The sequence below is a fragment of the Streptomyces sp. NPDC028711 genome (genome assembly GCF_055565415.1).
On sequence record NZ_JBVHUJ010000001.1, the window covers coordinates 791,177 to 808,751 of the forward strand.

General features: G+C 71.3%; 21 protein-coding genes and 1 pseudogene. 12 read left to right on the forward strand and 10 right to left on the reverse strand.

Going from position 1 to position 17,575, the window contains the following annotated elements:
- Nucleotides 1–3 precede the first annotated feature (3 nt).
- Complete coding sequence (locus tag ACZ4VK_RS03520; RefSeq protein ID WP_468347999.1) at nucleotides 4–867, reverse strand: MmyB family transcriptional regulator; 864 nt, start codon at nucleotides 865–867, stop codon at nucleotides 4–6.
- Nucleotides 868–1,011: 144 nt separating this feature from the next.
- Between ACZ4VK_RS03520 and ACZ4VK_RS03525 the strand changes: the two genes are divergently transcribed.
- The gene (locus tag ACZ4VK_RS03525; RefSeq protein WP_468348001.1) at nucleotides 1,012–2,451 is read left to right on the forward strand and encodes an MFS transporter; all 1,440 of its coding nucleotides are present in this window, start codon (nucleotides 1,012–1,014) and stop codon (nucleotides 2,449–2,451) included.
- Nucleotides 2,452–2,545: 94 nt separating this feature from the next.
- Here the strand turns inward: ACZ4VK_RS03525 and ACZ4VK_RS03530 are convergent, their stop codons facing one another.
- Both ACZ4VK_RS03530 and ACZ4VK_RS03535 read right to left on the reverse strand, forming a co-directional pair.
- Nucleotides 2,546–2,770 carry a DUF6243 family protein gene (locus tag ACZ4VK_RS03530; protein WP_468348003.1) on the reverse strand — a complete coding sequence of 75 codons (225 nt, stop codon included), beginning with the start codon at nucleotides 2,768–2,770 and terminating at the stop codon, nucleotides 2,546–2,548.
- Between the two features lie 59 nt (nucleotides 2,771–2,829).
- Nucleotides 2,830–2,955, reverse strand: a complete 126-nt coding sequence (locus ACZ4VK_RS03535) for a hypothetical protein (RefSeq protein WP_468348005.1) — start codon at nucleotides 2,953–2,955, stop codon at nucleotides 2,830–2,832.
- Nucleotides 2,956–3,003: 48 nt separating this feature from the next.
- Between ACZ4VK_RS03535 and ACZ4VK_RS03540 the strand changes: the two genes are divergently transcribed.
- The gene (locus tag ACZ4VK_RS03540; RefSeq protein WP_468348007.1) at nucleotides 3,004–4,041 is read left to right on the forward strand and encodes an aldo/keto reductase; all 1,038 of its coding nucleotides are present in this window, start codon (nucleotides 3,004–3,006) and stop codon (nucleotides 4,039–4,041) included.
- A 43-nt stretch (nucleotides 4,042–4,084) separates the two neighbouring features.
- Nucleotides 4,085–4,675 carry a TetR/AcrR family transcriptional regulator gene (locus ACZ4VK_RS03545; protein ID WP_468348009.1) on the forward strand — a complete coding sequence of 197 codons (591 nt, stop codon included), beginning with the start codon at nucleotides 4,085–4,087 and terminating at the stop codon, nucleotides 4,673–4,675.
- Between the two features lie 92 nt (nucleotides 4,676–4,767).
- Here ACZ4VK_RS03545 and ACZ4VK_RS03550 read toward each other — a convergent pair whose 3' ends face one another.
- Complete coding sequence (locus ACZ4VK_RS03550; protein WP_468348011.1) at nucleotides 4,768–6,150, reverse strand: glycine--tRNA ligase; 1,383 nt, start codon at nucleotides 6,148–6,150, stop codon at nucleotides 4,768–4,770.
- Between the two features lie 212 nt (nucleotides 6,151–6,362).
- Between ACZ4VK_RS03550 and ACZ4VK_RS03555 the strand changes: the two genes are divergently transcribed.
- From ACZ4VK_RS03555 to ACZ4VK_RS03570, 4 genes are all read left to right on the forward strand, one after another.
- Complete coding sequence (locus ACZ4VK_RS03555; protein WP_468348013.1) at nucleotides 6,363–7,388, forward strand: metal ABC transporter substrate-binding protein; 1,026 nt, start codon at nucleotides 6,363–6,365, stop codon at nucleotides 7,386–7,388.
- 26 nt (nucleotides 7,389–7,414) lie between these two features.
- A complete protein-coding gene (locus tag ACZ4VK_RS03560; RefSeq protein ID WP_468348015.1) occupies nucleotides 7,415–8,203 on the forward strand; it encodes a metal ABC transporter ATP-binding protein in 789 nt (262 codons plus the stop codon).
- A gap of 2 nt (nucleotides 8,204–8,205) precedes the next feature.
- Entirely contained in the window at nucleotides 8,206–9,099 is an 894-nt protein-coding gene (locus tag ACZ4VK_RS03565) for a metal ABC transporter permease (protein WP_468348016.1), read from the forward strand.
- 81 nt (nucleotides 9,100–9,180) lie between these two features.
- On the forward strand, nucleotides 9,181–9,591 hold the full coding sequence (locus ACZ4VK_RS03570; protein WP_141297974.1) for a Fur family transcriptional regulator: 411 nt from the start codon (nucleotides 9,181–9,183) through the stop codon (nucleotides 9,589–9,591).
- A 63-nt stretch (nucleotides 9,592–9,654) separates the two neighbouring features.
- On the opposite strand, the gene ACZ4VK_RS03575 is transcribed toward ACZ4VK_RS03570, so the two are convergent.
- From ACZ4VK_RS03575 to ACZ4VK_RS03590, 4 genes and pseudogenes are all read right to left on the reverse strand, one after another.
- Nucleotides 9,655–10,206 (reverse strand): YcxB family protein, encoded by a 552-nt coding sequence (locus tag ACZ4VK_RS03575; protein WP_468348017.1) that lies wholly within the window; start codon nucleotides 10,204–10,206, stop codon nucleotides 9,655–9,657.
- Between the two features lie 77 nt (nucleotides 10,207–10,283).
- Entirely contained in the window at nucleotides 10,284–11,108 is an 825-nt protein-coding gene (locus tag ACZ4VK_RS03580; RefSeq protein WP_468348018.1) for an isoprenyl transferase, read from the reverse strand.
- Nucleotides 11,109–11,120: 12 nt separating this feature from the next.
- Nucleotides 11,121–11,870: a DNA repair protein RecO gene (gene recO / locus ACZ4VK_RS03585; RefSeq protein WP_468348019.1), complete on the reverse strand. Its 750-nt coding sequence runs from the start codon at nucleotides 11,868–11,870 to the stop codon at nucleotides 11,121–11,123.
- A gap of 60 nt (nucleotides 11,871–11,930) precedes the next feature.
- Nucleotides 11,931–12,853 (reverse strand): annotated as a pseudogene (locus tag ACZ4VK_RS03590) (LysR family transcriptional regulator).
- Between the two features lie 71 nt (nucleotides 12,854–12,924).
- Here ACZ4VK_RS03590 and ACZ4VK_RS03595 point away from each other — a divergent pair.
- Nucleotides 12,925–13,524: a maleylpyruvate isomerase family mycothiol-dependent enzyme gene (locus ACZ4VK_RS03595; RefSeq protein WP_468348020.1), complete on the forward strand. Its 600-nt coding sequence runs from the start codon at nucleotides 12,925–12,927 to the stop codon at nucleotides 13,522–13,524.
- Nucleotides 13,525–13,564: 40 nt separating this feature from the next.
- Here ACZ4VK_RS03595 and ACZ4VK_RS03600 read toward each other — a convergent pair whose 3' ends face one another.
- Together ACZ4VK_RS03600 and ACZ4VK_RS03605 are read right to left on the reverse strand one after the other, a co-directional pair.
- A complete protein-coding gene (locus ACZ4VK_RS03600) occupies nucleotides 13,565–13,783 on the reverse strand; it encodes a hypothetical protein (RefSeq protein WP_389679103.1) in 219 nt (72 codons plus the stop codon).
- Nucleotides 13,780–14,001, reverse strand: a complete 222-nt coding sequence (locus ACZ4VK_RS03605; protein ID WP_468348022.1) for a hypothetical protein — start codon at nucleotides 13,999–14,001, stop codon at nucleotides 13,780–13,782. Before ACZ4VK_RS03605 ends, ACZ4VK_RS03600 begins: the two co-directional genes overlap by 4 nt.
- Before the next feature lie 131 nt (nucleotides 14,002–14,132).
- Here ACZ4VK_RS03605 and ACZ4VK_RS03610 point away from each other — a divergent pair, with 131 nt between their 5' ends.
- The 4 genes from ACZ4VK_RS03610 to ACZ4VK_RS03625 all read left to right on the forward strand — a co-directional run bounded on the left by ACZ4VK_RS03610 (nucleotide 14,133) and on the right by ACZ4VK_RS03625 (nucleotide 17,510).
- Nucleotides 14,133–14,969 (forward strand): helix-turn-helix domain-containing protein, encoded by an 837-nt coding sequence (locus ACZ4VK_RS03610; RefSeq protein WP_468348024.1) that lies wholly within the window; start codon nucleotides 14,133–14,135, stop codon nucleotides 14,967–14,969.
- The gene (locus tag ACZ4VK_RS03615) at nucleotides 14,951–15,145 is read left to right on the forward strand and encodes a DUF397 domain-containing protein (RefSeq protein WP_468348027.1); all 195 of its coding nucleotides are present in this window, start codon (nucleotides 14,951–14,953) and stop codon (nucleotides 15,143–15,145) included. Before ACZ4VK_RS03610 ends, ACZ4VK_RS03615 begins: the two co-directional genes overlap by 19 nt.
- Nucleotides 15,146–15,178: 33 nt before the next feature.
- A complete protein-coding gene (locus ACZ4VK_RS03620) occupies nucleotides 15,179–15,994 on the forward strand; it encodes a hypothetical protein (protein WP_468348029.1) in 816 nt (271 codons plus the stop codon).
- A 145-nt stretch (nucleotides 15,995–16,139) separates the two neighbouring features.
- Nucleotides 16,140–17,510 (forward strand): FAD-dependent oxidoreductase, encoded by a 1,371-nt coding sequence (locus ACZ4VK_RS03625; RefSeq protein WP_468348031.1) that lies wholly within the window; start codon nucleotides 16,140–16,142, stop codon nucleotides 17,508–17,510.
- Nucleotides 17,511–17,575: the final 65 nt, after the last annotated feature.

Sequence of the window (17,575 nt, forward strand, 5' to 3'; positions counted from 1 at the left end):
AGCTCACAGGGGACCCTCCCGGAGGACCAGCTTCAGGAGCCGTTCGACCCCGGTCCGGGTCTCGTCGTCGACGGGGACGTACGTGACGAGGTGGGGTCCGGCGGTCGGGCCGAGCCAGAGGTTGGTGTGCTCGAACCGGAGCAGGCCCACCTGGGCGTTGCGGATGACCTTGGTGCGCCCGCCCGGGGCGACCACGTCGTGCCGTGCCCAGATCTCCCGGAACTCCGGCGAGGCCGCCTCCAGCCGCCGTACCAGCGCCTTCCAGGCGGGCTCTGCCAGGTGCTCGGCCATGGAGGCGCGGAGCTTCCCGGCGAGCAGCGGCAGGAGCTCCGGCAGATCGGTGGCCGCCGCCCGGAAGTCCTCGTTGGTGAAGGCGAGCCAGAGGGAGTTGCGGTCCTCTCGGGGCAGGGCGTCGAGGTCGCAGAAGAGCCGCCCGAAGGTCCGGTTGTGGGCGAGGAAGTCGAAGCGGCTGTTCTGGACGGCGGCGGGGACGGGCTCCAGCTGCTCCAGGAGCGCGCGCAGGGCGGGGGTGACGGCCGGGCAGGGCGCGCCGGGATGCGGGTCGGCCTGTCCGGCGAGGGCGAAGAGGTGGCCGCGCTCGGTCGGGTCGAGGAGCAGCGCGTCGGCGAGGGCGCCGAGGACCTGGGGGGAGACCTGGATGTCCCGGGCCTGTTCGAGCCAGGTGTACCAGGTGACGCCGACGGCGGAGAGGTGGGCGACCTCCTCTCGGCGCAGGCCGGGGGTGCGGCGCCTGCGCCCCCGGGGCAGGCCGACCTGCTCGGGGCTGATGCGCTCGCGTCGGCTGCGCAGGAAGGCGGCGAGCTCGTGCCGCCGGGTGTGGGGTTCGGCGGTCGTCGCTGTCGTCACGGTTACAGGGCCTTTCCGGAAAGTCCCGCCTGGCTCACGCCTGGCACCTAGGGTGCCGGGGCGGCCAGACTCGTGCCAGGTACTGCTTGTACCAGGATAAGAAGGCTCTGGTACCAGGCTGAGCGGCGGCGGATCGTCGGACGCGTGACTTCGACCTCCACTTCCTCCCGGGCCGGCGCCCCGGCCGTCGCCGCCGCCCCCGCGCTCGGCCCGCTCGGCCTGTTCACCGTGCTCCTCGGCGCCTCGCTGCCGCTGATCGACTTCTCCGTCGTCAACGTCGCCCTGCCGTCCATCGACCACGACCTCGCCGCGGGCCCCGCCCTGCTCGAACTGGTCGTCGCCGGATACGGCCTGTCGTACGCCGTGCTGCTCGTCCTCGGCGGCCGGCTCGGCGACCTCTTCGGCCGCCGGCGGCTCTTCCTCGCCGGCATGGCGGCCTTCGGTCTCACCTCCCTCGCCTGCGGGCTCGCGCCGGACGCGTGGACGCTCGTCGGGGCCCGGGTGGCGCAGGGCGCCGCGGCGGCGCTGATGCTGCCGCAGGTCCTGGCGACCATCCACGCCTCGACGTCGGGCCCGCGCCGGGCGAAGGCACTCAGCCTGTACGGGGCGACCGTCGGCCTCTCGATGATGGTGGGCCAGATCCTGGGCGGGGTGCTCGTCGCCGCCGATCTCGCGGGCTCCGGCTGGCGGGCGGTGTTCCTGGTGAACGTCCCGGTGGCGGTGGCGGGCCTGGTCCTCGCCCTCCGTACCGTCCCGGAGAGCCGCTCCGACCGCCCGGCGCCGGTGGACGTGCCGGGCACGCTGCTGCTCGGCCTGGCGCTGCTCGCCCTGCTCGCCCCGCTGACGGAGGGCAGGGCCGCCGGCTGGCCGCTGTGGACCTGGATCGCCCTGGCCGTGTTCCCGTTCGCGGTGGGGGCGTTCTGGCGGGTGGAGCTGCGGGCGGACCGTGCGGGCCGCACTCCCCTGGTCCCGCCGAGCCTGCTCGGCCTGGTCTCGCTGCGGCGCGGCCTGATGCTGATCCTGCCGCTGTCGATGGGCTTCGGCGGTTTCGTGTTCGTGATCGCGGTGGCGCTCCAGCAGGGCCTGGGGCTGAGCGCGGTGGTCTCGGGCCTGGCGCTCGCCCCGATGGCGGTGGCCTTCTTCGCGGCCTCGCTCGCCGGCCCCCGGCTCGTACGGCGCTGGGGCACGCGCGTGGTGACAGCGGGCGGCCTGGTCCAGGCCCTCGGCCTCGGGCTGCTCGCCCTGACGGCCTGGCGTGCCTGGCCGGACCTCTCGGTCTGGCTCCTGCTCCCGGGGATGGCCGTCGCGGGCCTGGGTCAGGGCCTCCAGCTGCCGGTGCTGTTCCGGGTGGTGCTCTCGGAGGTCCCGCCGGAGAGGGCGGGGGTGGGCAGCGGCGTCATGGTGACGGCCCAGCAGTCCGCCCTGGCCCTGGGCGTGGCCACGCTCGGCTCGCTGTTCCTGAGCCTGGCCGCGTCCGGCCCCGCGGACTCGGGGACGGCCCTGACGGTGACGCTGCTCGTCCAGCTGGCGCTGGTGCTGCTCACGGCGGCGCTGTCCGTGCGGCTGCCGAGGACGGTGGGATAAGGGATCCAAAATTCCCATATCGGATATCGAATATCGGATACGAAAGGGGGCCCGGCGCGGCGTGCGCCCCGGGCCCCCTGTCGTGCAGATGAAGCTACTTCTGACCGGCCTCGCCGGCCTCGCCGGTCTCGGCGCCCTCGGCGCCGGCGGCGTTCTCGGCCCCCTGGGCGCGCTCGCGCATCTTCTTCAGGAGCTCCTGCTTCTGCTCGTCGGCCGTGCGGCGGGCGGCACCGGCGCTCTGGACGCCGCCGTGCTGGTCGCCGCGGGACAGCTTCTTGCGCTGTCCGCCGACGCCGAGAAGGTTGTTGCGCTTGGCCATGGGGTTCTCCCGTGCAGTGAGGTGGGCGGTGGTCGAGCTCGATCAGCTGGGCTGCGCGCTCACCCGTAGATCTGGAAGAACGAAGACATGCCGGTGACGGTACCCCGGCCGCGGGCCGCCGAGCACACCGATTTCCCCGGCACCACCATGACCGATGACAGATATTGAAATCTGTCATCGGTCATGCCATGGTTGTTCTGTCACCCCACTCCGCCCCTCCCCGGGAGACCGTCATGACCACCACCCAGCGCCCCGTCCCCACCCGCTCCCTCGGCACCACCGGCCCTCGCGTCTCCGCCCTCGGCCTCGGCTGCATGGGCATGTCCGCGCTGTACGGCGACGCCGACCGCACCGAGTCGATCGCGACCCTCCACGCCGCTCTGGACGCCGGCGTGACCCTGCTCGACACGGGCGACTTCTACGGGATGGGCCACAACGAGCTGCTGATCGCGGAGGCGCTCAGGACCGCCCCCGTCGCCGCCCGCGAGCAGGCGCTCACCAGCGTGAAGTTCGGCGCGCTCCGCACCGTCGAAGGCGGGTTCACGGGGTACGACGGGCGGCCGGCCGCCGTGAAGAACTTCGCGGCGTACTCGCTCCAGCGCCTCGGAACCGACCACATCGACATCTACCGGATCGCCCGCGTCGACCCGGACGTACCCATCGAGGAGACCGTCGGCGCCATCGCCGAGCTGGTCGAGGCCGGCCACGTACGGCACATCGGCCTCTCCGAGGTCGGCGCGGACACCCTGCGCCGGGCGGCGGCGGTGGCCCCGATCGCCGACCTCCAGATCGAGTACTCGCTGATCTCCCGCTCCATCGAGGAGAAGATCCTCCCGGCCGCCCGTGAGCTCGGCATCGGGATCACGGCGTACGGAGTCCTGTCACGCGGTCTGATCAGCGGCCACTTCACCCGCGACCGCGAGCTGGCGGCGAACGACTTCCGGGGCATGAGCCCGCGCTTCCAGGGCGAGAACCTCCAGCGCAACCTGGACCTGGTGGACCGGCTGCGGGCGCTCGCCGACGCCAAGGGCGTCTCGGTCGCGCAGACCGCCGTCGCCTGGGTCCTCGCCCAGGCGGGACGGCAGGGCGTGGACATCGTCCCGCTGATCGGCGCCCGGCGCAGGGACCGGCTCGCGGAGGCGCTCGGCGCCCTCGACGTCACGCTCGACGCCGCCGACCTGGCCGCGATCGAGGAGGCCGTCCCGGCGGGCGCGGCCGCGGGCGAGCGCTACCCGGCGGCGCAGATGGCACACCTGGACAGCGAGCGCTGACCGGCCCCGCCGGTCGTCCGCGACTGACAGGTACTGTCATTCCATGGCCGCCACCGACATCCTGACCGCCGAGCGCATCCTCGAAGCCACCGAGGAGGTGCTGCGGCGTTACGGCCCGGCGAAGGCCACCGTCGTGGACGTGGCCCGGGTGCTCGGCGTCAGCCACGGCAGCGTCTACCGCCACTTCCGCACGAAGGCGGCGCTGCGCGAGGCGGTCACGGAGCGGTGGCTGGAGCGGACGGTCGTGGAGCTCCGGCCGTACGTCGAGGGCACGGGTCCCGCCGACGAGCGGCTCACCGGCTGGCTGACCGCCCTCTTCGGACTCAAGCGCCACAAGGCGGGCGGCGACCCCGAGCTGATGGCCACCTTCATGGTCCTCATCGGCGAGAACAGCGCGGTCGTCGACCGGCACGTGGAGCACCTCGTGGGCCAGATCGCCCGAATCGTGGAGGACGGACACCGGGAGGGCGTGTATGCCGCCCCGGAGCGGGACTTCGCGACGACGGCCCGCGCGGTCTTCGACGCGACGGACCGCTTCCACGACCCGGCGCACGCCACCGACTGGTCCGCCCCCGACATCACGGACGCCTTCGCGGCGGTCGTCTCCCTCGTACAGCGCGCCCTGCGGGCCTGATCGCGGACGGGAAAGCCCGGGTCCCACGAGGACGCACGGGAAAGCCCCCGGTTCCAGAAGGAACCGGGGGCTTCGCCGTACGACAAGGAGACTCAGCAGCCGAGCAGACGGCTGCCCAGGTAGCCCTGGATCTGGTCGAGGGAGACGCGCTCCTGCTTCATGGTGTCGCGCTCGCGCACGGTCACCGCGTTGTCGTCGAGGGTGTCGAAGTCGACGGTGACGCAGAACGGGGTGCCGATCTCGTCCTGGCGACGGTAGCGGCGGCCGATGGCGCCGGCGTCGTCGAACTCGATGTTCCAGTTCTGCCGCAGGTCCGCCGCGAGGCCCTTGGCCTTCGGGGAGAGCTGCGGGTTGCGGGAGAGCGGCAGGACGGCGACCTTGACCGGCGCCAGGCGCGGGTCGAGGCGCAGCACGACGCGCTTCTCCATGACGCCCTTGGCGTTGGGGGCCTCGTCCTCGTTGTACGCGTCGAGGAGGAAAGCCAGCATCGCGCGGCCGACACCGGCGGCGGGCTCGATGACGAACGGCGTGTAGCGCTCGCCGGACTCCTGGTCCAGGTAGGTCAGGTTGGCGCCGGAGGCCTTGGAGTGCGCGGTGAGGTCGTAGTCGGTGCGGTTGGCGACGCCCTCGAGCTCGCCCCACTCGCTGCCGCCGAAGGAGAAGCGGTACTCGATGTCGGCGGTGCGCTTCGAGTAGTGGGAGAGCTTCTCCTGCGGGTGCTCGAACCAGCGCATGTTCTCCTCACGGAGACCCAGGCCGGTGTACCAGTTCCAGCGCTGCTCCATCCAGTACTCCTGCCACTGCTCGTCCTCGCCCGGCTTGACGAAGAACTCCATCTCCATCTGCTCGAACTCGCGGGTGCGGAAGATGAAGTTGCCCGGAGTGATCTCGTTCCGGAAGGACTTGCCCATCTGCGCGATGCCGAACGGCGGCTTCTTGCGAGAGGTCTGCTGGACCTGGCCGAAGTTGGTGAAGATGCCCTGCGCGGTCTCGGGACGCAGGTACGCGACGGAGCCGGTGTCCTGGGTCGGGCCGAGGTGCGTGGAGAGCAGGCCGGAGAACTGCTTGGGCTCGGTGAAGGTGCCCTTGTTGCCGCAGTTCGGGCAGTTGAGGTCGGCGAAGCCGTTCTCGGGGAGACGGCCGTGCTTCTCCTCGTACGCCTCCTCCAGGTGGTCCGCGCGGTAGCGCTTGTGGCAGGAGGTGCACTCGGTCAGCGGGTCGGTGAAGGTGGCGACGTGGCCGCTGGCCTCCCAGACCTCGGTGGCCAGGATGACCGACGAGTCGATGCCGACGACGTCCTCGCGCGAGGTGACCATGTAACGCCACCACTGGCGCTTCAGGTTCTCCTTGAGTTCGACACCCAGCGGTCCGTAGTCCCAGGCGGCCTTCTGGCCGCCGTAGATCTCACTGCACGGGTAGACGAAGCCACGGCGCTTGCTCAGGCTGACGATGGTGTCGATCTTGTCGGCGGCCACGGTGCTCTCTTCATTACGACGACGAAGTGCGAATGCCACAGGTTACCGGCGCCCACGCCCCCCGTATCAAATCGGTTCGGTGGGGGGAGCGCGTGAGGGGATCGCGCGGGGGCGCGCGAGGGTCCGTGGGGGGGGCGCGCGAGGGCCGGCGTGGGCGGGACCACACGTCGGACAATTGACAATCGTTTCCAATTTTGTTGAAAATGAGTGTCATGAACGTACGTCGCCTGATACCCAGCACCGCCCTCGCCGGAGCCGTCGCGCTCGGCATCGTCTCCCTCTCCGCCTGCGGAACGTCCGACGCGGCGGGCCAGGGCAGCGGCGGCAAGCTGGACGTGGTGGCCTCCTTCTACCCCATGCAGTACCTGGCCGAGCAGATAGGCGGCGGCCACGTCGCCGTCAACACGCTCACCAAGCCCGGCGTCGAACCCCACGACCTGGAGCTCAAGCCGAAGCAGATCGGCGAGCTCGGCGAGGCCGACGTCATCCTCTACCTCAAGGGCATCCAGCCCGCCGTCGACGAGGCCATCGCCCAGGCCGGCGTCAAGAACACCGTCGACGCCGCCACCCTCACCACGCTCGAGGCCCACGGCACCGGGACCGGCGGCCACGAGGGCGAGGCGGGCCACGAGGGCGAGACCGCCGAGGAGCACGCCGAGCACGCCGGCGAGAAGCACGCGGAAGAGGAAGCGGGCCACGACCACGGCTCCGAGGCCGGCGCCGACCCGCACATCTGGCTCGACCCCGTGAAGTACGCCGAGGTCGCCAAGGGTGTCGGCAGCGCCCTGGAGAAGGCCGACCCGGCCCACGCCGCCGACTACGAGAAGAACACCGACGCGCTCGTCAAGAAGCTCGGCGCCCTGAACACCGACTTCGCGAACGGTCTGAAGAACACCTCGACGAAGACCTTCATCACCACCCACTCCGCCTTCGGCTACCTCGCCGAGCGGTACGGCCTGGACCAGGAGGGCATCTCCGGCATGGACCCCGAGTCCGAGCCGAGCCCCGCCCGGATCAAGGAACTCCAGGACAAGGCGAAGAAGGAGAAGGTCACCACCGTCTTCTTCGAGACCCTCGCGAGCGACAAGACCGCCAGGACCCTCGCCTCCGACACCGGCCTCAGGACCGACGTGCTGGACCCCCTCGAGGGAATCACGGACGCCTCCAAGGGCGATGACTACATCGAGGTCATGCGGTCCAACCTCACCGCGCTGCAGAAGGCCCTCGGCGCCAAGTGATCACAGCACAGCAGGAGGTACGAGCCATGGCAGCCCCGACACCGGCAGCCCCGGAACCGGAATCCGTCATCTCCGTCCGCGGAGCCACGGCGGCACTCGGCGCCCGGCCCGTCCTCCGCGGCGTCGACCTCACCGTCCACCGCGGTGAGGTCGTCGCCCTGCTCGGCGCCAACGGCTCCGGCAAGTCCACCGCGGTCCGCGCCGTCATCGGCCAGGTGCCGCTCACCGGCGGCACGATCGAGCTGTTCGGCACCGAGCGGAAGCGGTTCCGCGACTGGGCCCGGGTCGGCTACGTACCGCAGCGCACCACCGCCGCCAGCGGCGTCCCCGCCACCGTCCGCGAGGTCGTCTCCTCCGGCCGGCTCTCCCGCCGCAGGTTCGGCCTGCTCACCAAGGCCGACAAGGCCGCCGTCGACCGGGCCATCGACCTCGTCGGCCTCGCCGACCGCGCCAAGGACTCCGTCTCCGCGCTCTCCGGCGGACAGCACCAGCGGGTCCTGATCGCCCGCGCGCTCGCCGCCGGGCCCGAACTCCTGATCATGGACGAGCCGATGGCCGGCGTCGACCTCGCGAGCCAGGAGATCCTGGCGTCGACCCTGCGCGAGCAGGTCGCGGGCGGCACCTCCGTGCTCCTCGTCCTGCACGAGCTGGGCCCCCTGGAGCCGCTGATCGACCGCGCGGTCGTCCTCCGCGACGGCTGTGTCGTCCACGACGGCCCGCCGCCCGAGGCCCTCGGCCAGCACGCGCTGCCCGGCCACGACCACGTCCACCCCCACGCGGCCGACGAGCCGCTCCGCACGGGACTGCTGACCTGACCATGGACTTCCTCGAACCTGCCTTCATGCAGCGGGCGCTCCTCGCGGCCGTCCTCGTCGGCATCACCGCGCCCGCCGTCGGCATCTACCTCGTCCAGCGCCGCCAGGCGCTGATGGGCGACGGCATCGGCCATGTCGCCATGACCGGTGTCGGCCTCGGCTTCCTCCTGAACTCCAGCCCGGTCTGGATGGCGACCGCCGTCGCCGTCGCCGGCTCGGTCGCGATGGAGCTGATCAGGGCGTACGGGAAGACCCGCGGCGACCTCGCGCTTGCCCTGCTCTTCTACGGCGGCATGGCCGGCGGCGTCCTGCTCATCAACCTCTCGCCGACCGGCTCCAACGCCAACCTGAGTTCGTACCTCTTCGGCTCGCTCTCCACGGTCTCCAGCGAGGACATCACCGCGATCGCCGTCCTGGCCGCCTTCGTGGTCCTCGTCACGGTCGGCCTGCGCCGGCAGCTCTTCGCTGTCAGCCAGGACGAGGAGTTCGCCCGGGTCACCGGCCTCCCGGTGCGCGCCCTGAACCTGCTGATCGCCGTCACGGCCGCGGTGACCGTCACCGTCGCCATGCGGGTCGTCGGCCTGCTGCTCGTCAGCGCGCTCATGGTGGTGCCGGTGGCGGCGGCCCAGCAGCTGTCGAAGTCCTTCCGCGCGACCTTCGTCCTCGCCGTGGTGACCGGAATCACGGTCACCCTGGCGGGCACGGTCACCTCGTACTACCGGGACGTGCCGCCCGGCGCGACGATCGTCCTGTACGCGATCGGGGTGTTCGTCCTCCTGACCCTGCTCGCCACGCCCCTCGCGAAACGGCGGGCGCGGGCGGCCGAGAAGGGCGCCGAGAGCTGCGACGCACCGGTTCCGGCCACCAGAAGGCCGACGGACGACGTGAAGGTCTGATCCCGACCGATCCGGTCAGCTCGGAGTGACACGGGGGACTGGCAGAATGGCGGGGGCAGACAAGCATCCAAGGAGGCCCCCGTGGTGACGGCAGGACCCCCCGTACGAGGGCGCTCGACCAAGCAGCGGGCCGCCGTGTCGGCGGCGCTGAACGAGGTGGACGAGTTCCGCAGCGCTCAGGAGCTGCACGACATGCTGAAGCACCGCGGTGACTCGGTCGGCCTCACCACCGTCTACCGCACGCTCCAGTCCCTCGCGGACGCGGGCGAGGTCGACGCGCTGCGCACCAGCGACGGCGAGACGGTGTACCGCCGCTGCTCGACCGGCGACCACCACCACCACCTGGTCTGCCGCGTCTGCGGCAAGGCCGTCGAGGTGGAGGGGCCGATGGTGGAGCAGTGGGCCGAGACGATCGCCTCGGAGCACGGCTTCGTGAACGTGGCGCACACGGTCGAGATCTTCGGCACGTGCGCGGAGTGCGCGGCGAAGTAGGCCGTACGCATACGAGAGGGGCCCGCACCGGATCGTTTCGGTGCGGGCCCCTCCCGTCTGTCGTCAGACGCGGCTGCTGTGCCGGTCCAGGAGGGCCCGGAGCCGGTCCGCTTCGGCCGGGTCGGCGAGGCCGTGCTTGGGCAGGTAGGCGAAGCCGGAGCCGGTCTTCCGGGGAGTGAGCAGGACGAAGAGCCGGTCGGTCTCCACGTACCGGGGCAGCAGCGCCCAGCGGATGGTGGTGTCGGTGTTCCGGGCGGTCCACCGGCCGCCGTCCGCGTCGACGACGGCCCTGGCCTCGCCGCCCTGGGCGCGGGCGGCCAGGAAGAAGGCGTGGGCGACGGCCCAGCTCATCAGGTGGATCACGGAGACGGCGGCGACGCCGAGCCCCGTCATCTCGGCCACGGTCCCCACCTCCGGCTCGCCCGGGAGCAGCAGCTCCAGAGCGGCGATCAGGAAGGCGAGGACGGCGGAGCCGTACGCGAGCCACCGCAGCGCCCGCCACCAGCGGGCGGCCCCCAGGGTGACGCGTACCGCCTCGCGCACGTCCGCGAGGGCGGCGGAGTAGGTGAGTTCGACCCGGTCGTGGAGCGTGGAGTCGTCCGATTTCCCGTTCATCCGCCGGATCGTAGCGTCACCCCGTGACGGCTTCTCCTCAGGCTTTCTCAGGCCTTGTCAGGCTTCGTCAGGCTTTCTCAGGCCTTGTCGAGGACGGCCATGTCGGCCGGGTCGACGCCGCCGAAGCGGCGGTCGCGCTGGGCGTACTCGACGCAGGCGCGCCACAGGTCGCGGCGGTCGAAGTCCGGCCACAGCACGTCCTGGAAGACCATCTCGGCGTACGCGCTCTGCCAGATCAGGTAGTTGGAGGTGCGCTGCTCGCCGCTGGGCCGCAGGAAGAGGTCCACGTCCGGCATGTCCGGGTAGTAGAGGTACTTCTGGATGGTCTTCTCGGTGATCTTCGCCGGGTCGAGCCGGCCGGCCTTCACGTCCTCCGCGAGCGCCTGCGCCGCGTCCGTGAGCTCCGCGCGGCCGCCGTAGTTCATGCAGAAGTAGAGCGTGAGCTTGGTGTTGTCCTTGGTCTGCTCCTGCGCGACCTGGAGCTCCTTGGCCACCGACTTCCACAGCTTGGGCATCCGGCCCACCCAGCGCACGCGGATGCCGAGCTCGTCGAGCTGGTCGCGGGTCTTGCGGATGAAGTCGCGGTTGAAGTTCATCAGGAAGCGCACCTCCTCGGGCGAGCGCTTCCAGTTCTCGGTGGAGAAGGCGTACAGCGAGATCGCCCCCACGCCCATCTCCAGGGCGCCCTGGAGCACGTCGAGCACCTGCTCGGCGCCGACCTTGTGCCCCTCGGTGCGGGGCAGGCCGCGCTCCTTGGCCCAGCGGCCGTTGCCGTCCATGACGATCGCGACGTGCTCCGGGACGAACTCGGGCTGGAGCTTCGGCGGACGGGCACCGGACGGATGCGGCTCGGGGGTCCGGTACTCCCGTCGCTGGCGTCCGAGGAGTCGTGCGATGGCCATGGATGGTCTCTCCTAGCTTTTCTCTACATATCGCAGCGAGCGCAGGCCGCGCTCCAGGTGCCAGTGCAGATAGGCGGACACGAGTCCGCTGCCCTCCCTGACGTGACGCGGCTCGCACGCGTCCGCCGTCGCCCAGTCGCCGGTGAGCAGCGCGCTGAGCAGGCCTACGGCCTCCGAGGAGGGTACGACGCTTCCGGGCACCCGGCAGTCGCCGCAGATCACTCCACCGGCGGCGACCGAGAAGAACCGGTTGGGGCCGTGGATGCCGCACCTGGCGCAGTCGTCGAAGCTGGGGGCGTAGCCGTTCACGGCGAGCGAGCGGAGGAGGAAGGCGTCCAGGATGAGGTGGGGCGCGTGCTCGCCGCGGGCGAGGGTCCGCAGGCCGCCCACGAGCAGCAGGTACTGCTGGACGGCGGGCTCGCCCTCGTGGTCGGTGAACCGCTCCGCCGTCTCCAGCATGGCGGTGCCCGCGGTGTAGCGGGCGTAGTCGGTGACGATGCCGCCGCCGTACGGGGCGATGGTCTCGCTCTGTGTGCAGAGCGGCAGGCCGCGCCCGACGAGCTCGCTCCCCCGGGCGAAGAACTGCACGTCCACGTGGGAGAACGGTTCGAGCCGCGCCCCGAACTTCGACTTCGTCCGCCGCACCCCGCGCGCGACAGCGCGTACGCGCCCGTGACCGCGGGTGAGGATCGTGATGATGCGGTCCGCTTCACCCAGCTTCTGGGTGCGCAGCACGATGCCGTCGTCGCGGAACAGACTCATGGGCCCATTCTCCCGTACGCCGGGGGCGGGCCGACCACGGGCGGCACGGCCGGGAGGGACCTAGGGCTGGACCCGTGTTCCGACAGCTGGGAACGCCTTCCGCATGCGGGCGAGGAGCGCGGCGGCCGCCGGGGCGGCGGGGCCGTCCGCCGGCCAGGCGAGGGCGACCCGGCCGCGGAGGGGCGGGTCGGTGAGGGGGAGGGTACGGAGCCCGAGCTCGGCCGCGGCATCGGCCGGGAGCTCCGGGAGGACGGCGACACCGAGGCCACGGGCGGCGAGCCGGGCCGCTGCGGCGCGGCCGCCTCGAAGGCGACACGGGGCCGGAAGCCCGCCTCCGTACAGGCACGCTCCAGTACGCCCCGCAGGCCGGTGCCGCGCGGGAGGCTGATCAGGGGGCGGCCGGCGAGCGCGGCCAGCGGAAGCCCGGTGCGACCGCCGGGGGTGAGCAGCGGGTCGTCCGGGGCCATGGCGGCGACAAGGGGCATGTCGACGAAGACCTGGAGGCTGACGCCCTGCGGCGGGCCGTCGTCGGCGAGGCCGATCACGGCGAGGTCGAGTTCGCCGCGGTGCAGGGCCGCGAGCATCCGCTCCGACGTGTCTTCGACGAGGGAGATCTCCACCTGCGGGTGGTCGTCGTGGAAGTCGGCCAGGACGGCGGCGACGTCGAACTCCTCGGCGGCGGCGCCGGACACGAGTCCGACGGACACCTGGCCTCGGACGAGCCCGGTGAACTCGTCCACGGTCCGCCGCACTCCCTCGGCCGCCGCGAGCGCCGCCCGCGCGAAGGGCAGGACCGCCTCACCGACGGCCGTCGTCGTCACCGTCCGGCCGGAGCGGTCGAGCAGCGGCTGCCCGAGCTCCCGCTCCAGCTGCCGGATCTGGGCGCTCACCCCCGGTTGCGCGAGGTGGAGGCGGGCGGCGGCGCGGGTGAAGCCGGCCTCCTCGACGACGGCGAGGAAGTACCGCAGCTGACGGAGCTCCATAACCAGGGATTCTAGTGAGAAGAAGAAGCCGCTCTTGGACTTCTGGCGGACGCTTCGTCACGCTGGTGATCATGGAGACCACGGCGGAGGAGACGCGTGCGGCGATCGCGGCCGAGCGGCGCGAGCTCGCGGATGTACTGGACGGGCTGACGGAGGACCAGTGGGACGCGCCGACCCTGTGCGGCGGGTGGCGGGTACGGGAGGTGGCCGGCCACATGAGCATGGGTTTCCGGTACTCGCTTGGCAGGACCGTCCGCGAACTCGCCCGCGCGGGCGGCAACCTGCACCGGATGACCGACCGCCTCGCGCGCCGCGACGCCGCCTCGCTCTCGCCGCGCGCACTCGCGGCAGCCCTGCGGGACAACGCCCATCACCCGTGGAAACCGCCGGTGGGCGGCCTCGCGGCGGCCCTCGGCCACGACGTGATCCACGGCCTGGACATCACCGTCCCGCTCGGCCTCGGCCGCCAGGTCCCCGAGGAGCGCCTGCGGATCCTGCTGGGGACCGTGACCCCCCGGACGCTCCGCTTCTTCGGGGCGGACCTCGAAGGCGTCACGCTGCGGGCCACCGACCTGGACTGGTCGTACGGCACGGGCGCCCGGACGGTGAACCGCCCCGCCCAGGAACTCCTGCTGCTCGCCTACGGACGGGCGCTCCCCGAGGCGGAGTGACGGCCCCGCCCGGAGAGCCGCCGCCACGGGCACGCGAGGTTCAGGGCACCTCGCCCCTGCTGCGGGCGTTGACGTGCGCCGTGGCGGCGCTCAGCCGCTCGGACGTGGTCGCCTCCCGGACCTCCCCGGGCTCCACGTCCCACTCCCGCCCGCCGCCGAGCGGGCGGATCTGGACGTACGGCCCTTCGTGTCCCATCACTCTCCCGACCCGCCCGGTGCGGATCTCCACGACGTACGACCCGATGGGCAGTGCGGTCATGACCGGTTCTCCTCCCCCGGCAGTAGGGCGGCGGCGATGAGCCGCGCCGTTTCCGCCGTGCAGCATCCCAATTCGACGAGCGGCCTCGGAGGATCGGCGGCGAGGGTGACGACGTCGAGCCCGAGCGAGGGGAGCGTGATTCCCGCCCTCGCGAGGGCCTCGCGCAATTCCGTCACTGCCTCTTGAGCGGCTTCGATGGCCCCCGTGGTCGTCTTCATGATGTCTTCCTTCACCAACGTATGCCTTTCTGAATCCATTTCCTGCTTCGCCTCACCAGGGTGGCCCCTGATCCGTAGAATCGGCAGACGCGCAGCCGTACAACTGCGGGGTAGCGTGGGGGAGTTAATCCATGGCCAGAGGCAAGCAGCAGGACGCGTGGGTGTTCTTCGGGGAAGTCCTGAAGGAACGCAGGGAGGCGGCGGGCCTCACCCAGGGAGAACTGGGCGCACGGGTGTTCGTGTCGGGTGCGTACATCGGTCTGTTTGAGCAGGGAATTCGAAAGCCGCAGCGGGATGTGGCGGAACGAATCGACGAAGTCCTACAAACCGGCGGTATTTTCGAACGCACGTGGCGCAAGCTCATCAACAAGTCGCCGTACGCGACTTATTTCAGCGAGGTGGCGGAGCTTGAGGCGGTGGCGACGAAGATCTGCGAGTTCGCGCCGACGGTGGTGCCGGGGCTGATGCAGACGGCGGAGTACGCGCGGGCCGTGACCGTGGCTACGCACCCGTTCGCCACGGAGGAGTTCGTCGAGGAGAAGGTCGACCCCCGGATGGAGCGCGCGGGGATCCTCAGGGATGCGACAACAAGGCCCGAGTATTGGGCGATCCTGCACGAGAACACGTTACGCATCCCCGTGGGGGGTCCGGAGGCCATGGCCGCACAGCTGGACCACATCGCGATACTGATCCGGGAGCGGTGGGTGCTGGTGACGGTACTTCCCCGGGAGGTGGGCGCACACGCTGCGATGGAGGGCTCGCTGAGGCTCATGGAGTTTGAGGACCAGCCGCCAACCGCCTATACGGAGACGGCGTTTTCAGGGACGCTCCTCGACGATCCGGCGGTGGTGAAGCAAGCCCAGCGCACCTACGATCTGCTCAGGGTCGCCGCCTTGTCGCCGGAGGCGTCCCTCGCACTGATCCAGTCGGCGGCGGAGGACTTCAGACGATGCGCGCGTACGACCTGACCAACGCCCACTGGCGCAAGAGCAGCTACAGCAACGGCGACGGGGGCAACTGCGTCGAGATCGCCTCCGGTGTCCCCGGTGTCGTCCCCATCCGGGACAGCAAGAACCCCGCCGGCCCCGCCCTCATCCTCCCCGCCGCCGCCTGGACCGCCTTCGTCACGGCCCTGAAGGACTGACGCGGGCCGCCGGCCGGTCGTACGATCCCGGCCATGTCGATCACTTCCCCGATACCCCGCCTCCAGGGGCCCGAAGGCACCTTCCTGCGGGCCGAGGGCCAGACCCTGATCCTGCGCCGCCCCCGCGAGGAGATGCACATCCCGCTGAAGGCCGTCGAGCGCGTCAGCGCCGAGGGGCGAGGCGTCGCCGTCGAGCTGACGGCCCCGGCGGGGACGGCGCCGTCCGTGCAGCGCTTCGAGGGCGTGGACGAGGCCGCCGCCGTCGCGTTCGCCGAGGCGGTGAACGCGGCCCTGCCGACGGAGGGGAAGTTCGCCGACGGCGCGGGGCACGTCTCGGGCGACCGCCTGGGCGGTGACCCGCACACCACGAAGGCGCTGCACGCGCTCAAGCGGGCGTTGCTCTACGGCACTCTCGCGATCATCGCCCTGTGCGTGCTCGTGGTCGTCACCGGGCACGCGGGCGCCATCATCCTGATCATTCCGTTCGGATTCATGGGGCTCGGGTTCCTGGCGGCCGGTTCGGCGGTGGCGTACTTCCCCTACCGGGAGTGGCACCTCCGCAAGCACGGCGTCACGGTCGTCGCCGAGCGGGTCGCGGGCGAGCGGGGCGTGTTCAGCTACATGGACCCCACGGGGCTGCGGCGCGACGTGCATTCGACCGCCGCCGCGTGGACGATCGACGTCGCCTACGATCCGCAGGATCCCGGACGCGTGACCGCCCTCGGGAAGCGGACCTGGCTGCGCCTCGACGCCTCCCTGGCCGCGCTCAGCGTCGGCATCGGTCTGCTCTTCACCGCCGGGGTGATCGCGCTCGCCGTCACGAGCCTTCTCGGCATGGGTGATTTCTGAGCCGACACCTTGACTTATGGAGGCCATAAGTCCGGCTTATGAGTCCATAGACCGGGGGCGGGTACCGTTCCATACCCGGGGTTATTTAGGGTGGCCTAAGTGTCGGCGGCCTCGCCGCCATGTCGCTTGCGAAGGGAAACCCGTCATGCCCCGCCCCCTCCGGGTCGCGATCGTCGGCGCCGGCCCCGCCGGAATCTACGCCGCCGATGCGCTGCTGAAGTCCGAGGCCGCCGCCGAGCCGGGTGTGTCCATCGACCTCTTCGAGCGGATGCCCGCCCCGTTCGGCCTGATCCGCTACGGCGTCGCCCCCGACCACCCGCGCATCAAGGGCATCATCACCGCCCTCCACCAGGTCCTCGACAAGCCGCAGGTCCGTCTCTTCGGCAACATCGACTACGGCACCGACGTGCACCTGGACGACCTGCGCGCCTTCTACGACGCGGTGGTCTTCTCGACCGGTGCCATGGCCGACCGTCCGCTGGACATCCCGGGCGTGGAGCTCGACGGCTCGTACGGCGCCGCCGACTTCGCCTCCTGGTACGACGGTCACCCGGACGTCCCGCGCACCTGGCCGCTCGAGGCGGAGAAGGTCGCCGTCCTCGGCGTCGGCAACGTGGCCCTCGACATCGCCCGCATCCTCGCCAAGACCGGCGACGAGCTGCTGCCGACCGAGATCCCGGCCAACGTCTACGAGGGTCTCAAGGCCAACAAGGCCCTGGAGATCCACGTCTTCGGGCGGCGCGGCCCGGCCCAGGCCAAGTTCAGCCCCATGGAGCTGCGCGAGCTGGACCACTCCCCCACCATCGAGGTCATCGTCAACCCCGAGGACATCGACTACGACGACGGCTCGATCGCCGAGCGCCGCAAGAACAAGCAGACCGACATGGTCGCCAAGACCCTGGAGAACTGGGCGATCCGCGACATCGGCGACCGCCCGCACAAGCTCTTCCTGCACTTCTTCGAGTCGCCCGTCGAGATCCTCGGCGAGGACGGCCGGGTCGTCGGTCTGCGCACCGAGCGCACCGAGCTGGACGGCACCGGGAACGTGAAGGGCACCGGCGCGACCACGGACTGGGACGTCCAGGCCGTCTACCGCGCGGTCGGCTACCTCTCCGACGAGCTGCCCAAGCTGCCCTGGGACACCGCCAGCGGCACCGTCCCCGACGCGGGCGGCCGGGTGATCGAGGAGACCGGCGAGCACATGACCTCCACGTACGTCACCGGCTGGATCCGGCGCGGTCCCGTGGGCCTCATCGGCCACACCAAGGGCGACGCCAACGAGACCGTCGCGAACCTCCTGGACGACTTCGCGAACGGGCGCCTGCAGACCCCCGAGGCCCCGGAGGCGGACGCGGTCGTGTCCTTCCTGGAGGGCAAGGGCCTCACGTACACGACGTGGGAGGGCTGGTACGCCCTGGACGCCGCCGAGAAGGCGCTCGGCGAGCCGCAGGGCCGCGAGCGCGTGAAGATCGTCGAGCGCGAGGACATGCTGCGCGCGAGCGGCGCCATCCAGTAGGGGCTCTCGCCGCAACAGGCCCTCACCCCTCCCCGGTCCTACCCTTGAAAGGGCCGGGAAAGGGG

What these genes read in the sequence shown, in the direction of transcription:
- ACZ4VK_RS03530 (WP_468348003.1), bottom strand. Translation starts at nt 2,770, where the DNA reads ATGGCCAAGCGCAACAACCTTCTCGGCGTCGGCGGACAGCGCAAGAAG.
- ACZ4VK_RS03535 (WP_468348005.1), bottom strand. Translation starts at nt 2,955, where the DNA reads ATGACCGATGACAGATTTCAATATCTGTCATCGGTCATGGTGGTGCCG.
- ACZ4VK_RS03540 (WP_468348007.1), top strand. Translation starts at nt 3,004, where the DNA reads ATGACCACCACCCAGCGCCCCGTCCCCACCCGCTCCCTCGGCACCACC.
- ACZ4VK_RS03545 (WP_468348009.1), top strand. Translation starts at nt 4,085, where the DNA reads ATGGCCGCCACCGACATCCTGACCGCCGAGCGCATCCTCGAAGCCACC.
- ACZ4VK_RS03555 (WP_468348013.1), top strand. Translation starts at nt 6,363, where the DNA reads ATGAACGTACGTCGCCTGATACCCAGCACCGCCCTCGCCGGAGCCGTC.
- ACZ4VK_RS03560 (WP_468348015.1), top strand. Translation starts at nt 7,415, where the DNA reads ATGGCAGCCCCGACACCGGCAGCCCCGGAACCGGAATCCGTCATCTCC.
- ACZ4VK_RS03565 (WP_468348016.1), top strand. Translation starts at nt 8,206, where the DNA reads ATGGACTTCCTCGAACCTGCCTTCATGCAGCGGGCGCTCCTCGCGGCC.
- ACZ4VK_RS03575 (WP_468348017.1), bottom strand. Translation starts at nt 10,206, where the DNA reads ATGAACGGGAAATCGGACGACTCCACGCTCCACGACCGGGTCGAACTC.
- ACZ4VK_RS03580 (WP_468348018.1), bottom strand. Translation starts at nt 11,108, where the DNA reads ATGGCCATCGCACGACTCCTCGGACGCCAGCGACGGGAGTACCGGACC.
- recO (WP_468348019.1), bottom strand. Translation starts at nt 11,870, where the DNA reads ATGAGTCTGTTCCGCGACGACGGCATCGTGCTGCGCACCCAGAAGCTG.
- ACZ4VK_RS03595 (WP_468348020.1), top strand. Translation starts at nt 12,925, where the DNA reads ATGGAGACCACGGCGGAGGAGACGCGTGCGGCGATCGCGGCCGAGCGG.
- ACZ4VK_RS03600 (WP_389679103.1), bottom strand. Translation starts at nt 13,783, where the DNA reads ATGACCGCACTGCCCATCGGGTCGTACGTCGTGGAGATCCGCACCGGG.
- ACZ4VK_RS03605 (WP_468348022.1), bottom strand. Translation starts at nt 14,001, where the DNA reads ATGAAGACGACCACGGGGGCCATCGAAGCCGCTCAAGAGGCAGTGACG.
- ACZ4VK_RS03610 (WP_468348024.1), top strand. Translation starts at nt 14,133, where the DNA reads ATGGCCAGAGGCAAGCAGCAGGACGCGTGGGTGTTCTTCGGGGAAGTC.
- ACZ4VK_RS03615 (WP_468348027.1), top strand. Translation starts at nt 14,951, where the DNA reads ATGCGCGCGTACGACCTGACCAACGCCCACTGGCGCAAGAGCAGCTAC.
- ACZ4VK_RS03620 (WP_468348029.1), top strand. Translation starts at nt 15,179, where the DNA reads ATGTCGATCACTTCCCCGATACCCCGCCTCCAGGGGCCCGAAGGCACC.
- ACZ4VK_RS03625 (WP_468348031.1), top strand. Translation starts at nt 16,140, where the DNA reads ATGCCCCGCCCCCTCCGGGTCGCGATCGTCGGCGCCGGCCCCGCCGGA.